At 71.6% G+C, this 2,959-nt stretch carries 1 protein-coding gene; it reads right to left on the reverse strand.

Features of this window, described 5'->3' with window-relative positions; genetic code table 11:
- Positions 1-32 precede the first annotated feature (32 nt).
- On the reverse strand, positions 33-2,861 hold the full coding sequence (locus tag ACFU99_RS39425) for a DEAD/DEAH box helicase (RefSeq protein WP_384402286.1): 2,829 nt from the start codon (positions 2,859-2,861) through the stop codon (positions 33-35).
- Between the last annotated feature and the right edge of the window lie 98 nt (positions 2,862-2,959).

A 2,959-nucleotide genomic window follows, 5' to 3' on the forward strand; every position in this document is an offset into this window, starting at 1 on the left:
GAAGGGGCGGGAAGAGGGCGGGAAGGACGCCGCTACCCCACCGACGAGTACGCCACCACGCCCCGCAGCAGCCCGTCCACGGCCCGGCGGGCGTTGCGGGCGACAGTGCTGCTGGGCGGCGCGGCGGCCGCGATCTGCCCGAGGACGTCGATGAGCTGCTTGCACCAGCGCACGAAGTCGCCGGCCGGCATCTCGATCTCGCGCAGCACCTCGTCCAGCCCGTGCCCGGAGGCCCAGCGGTACGCGGCCCACGCGAAGCCGAGATCGGGCTCGCGCTGCCCCACCCCCTCGGCCTGGTTGATCTTGTGCTCCTCCTCCAGGGCGTCGAGCCGGCCCCAGATGCGGACCATCTCCCCCAGGGCGCGCTTCGCGTCGCCCGTGGGCAGCTTCGGCGGCATCGCGTCGTCGGCGGCCCGCGCCTCGTACACGAGCGCCGAGGCGCAGGCGGCCAGCTCCGCGGGGCGCAGCCCCTCCCACACGCCGTCGCGCAGGCACTCGGAGGCCAGCAGATCCAGCTCGCCGTAGAGCCGGGAGAGCCGACGGCCGTCCTCGGTGACCTCGTCGCCCCGCAGATAACCGAGGTCGGTCAGGAGCGCGCAGATACGGTCGAAGGTGCGCGCGATGGTGTTCGTACGGCCCTCGATGCGCCGCTCCAGCTGACGGGTGTCGCGCTGGAGACGGTCGTAGCGCTCGGCCCACCGCGCGTGGTCCTCACGCTCGTCGCAGCCGTGGCACGGGTGCGCCCGGATCGCTGTGCGCAGCCGCAGGATCTCGGTGTCGTCGGCGGCCTCCGACCGCTTCTTGCGGTGCCGCCCCGGCTCGATGTGCCCGGCCTTGGTGCGCAGCGCCGAGGCGAGATCCCGGCGGGACTGGGGGCTGCGCGGGTTGAAGGACTTCGGGATCCGCATCCGCTCCAGCGCCTCGACCGGCACCGGGAAGTCGATCGCCGCCAGCCGCTTGACCTGCCGCTCCGCGGTGAGGACGAGCGGCCGGGGCCCGTCGTGGTGCTCGAAGCCGCGGTGCCGGTCCGTACGCCCCGCGGCGAGGCCCGGGTCCAGGACCAGCGCGAGGCCCGCGTACTTGCCCGTCGGCACGTGGATCACATCGCCCGGCTTGAGCTTCTCCAGCGCCGCCGCCGCGGCGACCCGCCGCTGCGTGGCGCCCTGCTTGGCCAGCTCCGTCTCACGGTCCTTGAGCTCGCGCCGCAGCCGCATATAGGCGCCGAAGTCACCCAGGTGACAGGTCATGGAGGCCCGGTAGCCCTCCATCCCCTCCTCGTTCTTCTGCACCTGCCGGGAGATCCCGACGACCGACTTGTCGGCCTGGAACTGCGCGAACGACGTCTCCAGCAGCTCCCGCGAGCGGTGCCGCCCGAACTGCGAGACCAGGTTGACGGCCATGTTGTACGAAGGCTTGAAGGACGAGCGCAGCGGGTACGTGCGCGTGCCGGCCAGCCCCGCGAGGCCGCCCGGATCCATGGCCCGCTGCCACAGCACGACGGCGTGCCCCTCGACGTCGATGCCGCGCCGCCCGGCGCGGCCCGTCAGCTGGGTGTACTCGCCGGGGGTGATGTCGGCGTGCTGCTCGCCGTTCCACTTGACGAGCTTCTCCAGCACCACCGAGCGCGCGGGCATGTTGATGCCGAGCGCGAGCGTCTCGGTGGCGAAGACCGCCTTGACCAGGCCCTTGACGAACAGCTCCTCGACGACCTCCTTGAACGTCGGCAGCATGCCCGCGTGGTGCGCGGCGATGCCCCGTTCCAGCGCCTCCAGCCACTCGAAGTAGCCCAGGACGTGCAGGTCCTCGTCGGGGATGGCGGCGGTGCGCTCCTCCACGATGGAGCGGACCCGGGCGCGCGCCGCGTCGTCGTTGAGCCGCAGCCCCGCGTACAGGCACTGCTGGACGGCGGCCTCGCAGCCCGCACGGCTGAAGATGAAGGTGATGGCGGGCAGCAGCCCGTCCGCGTCGAGGCGCTCGATGACCTCGGCCCTGCTGGGCGTCCAGATCCGGCTGCGCTGGCGGCGCTCGCGCTCGCGGTCCGCCTCGCGCAGGTTCTTGCCCCGGCGGCGGTCCCGGCCGCCGAAGGGCCGGCTGTTCTCCATTCTCGCCAGCCGTACGAGGTCGGGGTTGACCTCGCGTCTGCCGCCGCTCTTCCCGCTCCCCGAGGCGCCGCGCTCCTCGAAGAGGTCGTACATCCGGCGGCCGGCCAGCACGTGCTGCCACAGCGGCACGGGCCGGTGCTCGGAGACGATGACCTCGGTGTCGCCGCGCACGGTGTCCAGCCAGTCGCCGAACTCCTCGGCGTTGGAGACCGTCGCCGACAGGGAGACCAGGGTCACCGACTCCGGGAGGTGGATGATGACCTCCTCCCAGACGGCGCCGCGGAAGCGGTCGGAGAGGTAGTGCACCTCGTCCATGACCACATAGCCCAGGCCGATCAACGACTGGGAGCCCGCGTACAGCATGTTGCGGAGCACCTCGGTGGTCATGACGACCACCGGAGCCTCGGAGTTGACGCTGTTGTCGCCGGTCAGCAGGCCGACCTTGTCCGCGCCGTAGCGCTTGACGAGGTCGCTGTACTTCTGGTTGGAGAGCGCCTTGATGGGCGTGGTGTAGAAGCATTTACGGCCCTGCGTGAGGGCCAGGTGGACGGCGAACTCGCCCACGATGGTCTTGCCCGAGCCCGTGGGGGCGGCGACCAGCACGCCTTTGCCGGCCTCCAGGGCCTCACAGGCCTCGATCTGGAAGGGGTCCAGCTCGAAGTCGTACATCTCGCGGAAGGGCGCGAGTGCGGTGGCCAGGTCGGCGGCGCGCAGCCGGGCAGCGGCGTAGCGCTCAGCTGGGGACATGTCGTCGGTCATCTTGAGTACGAGCCTACCGGCCGCCTCCGACAGTGACGCGATCTTTATCGGGCTCCCGTTCGCTCAGCGGTCCACGGGCCCCAGACAGGGCGAAGGGC

Source organism: Streptomyces sp. NPDC057654, from assembly GCF_042800135.1.
In the GTDB taxonomy this organism is placed as follows: domain Bacteria; phylum Actinomycetota; class Actinomycetes; order Streptomycetales; family Streptomycetaceae; genus Streptomyces.

Excerpts from the sequence above, each read along its gene's own strand:
- ACFU99_RS39425 (WP_384402286.1), bottom strand. The coding sequence starts at position 2,861 with ATGACCGACGACATGTCCCCAGCTGAGCGCTACGCCGCTGCCCGGCTG.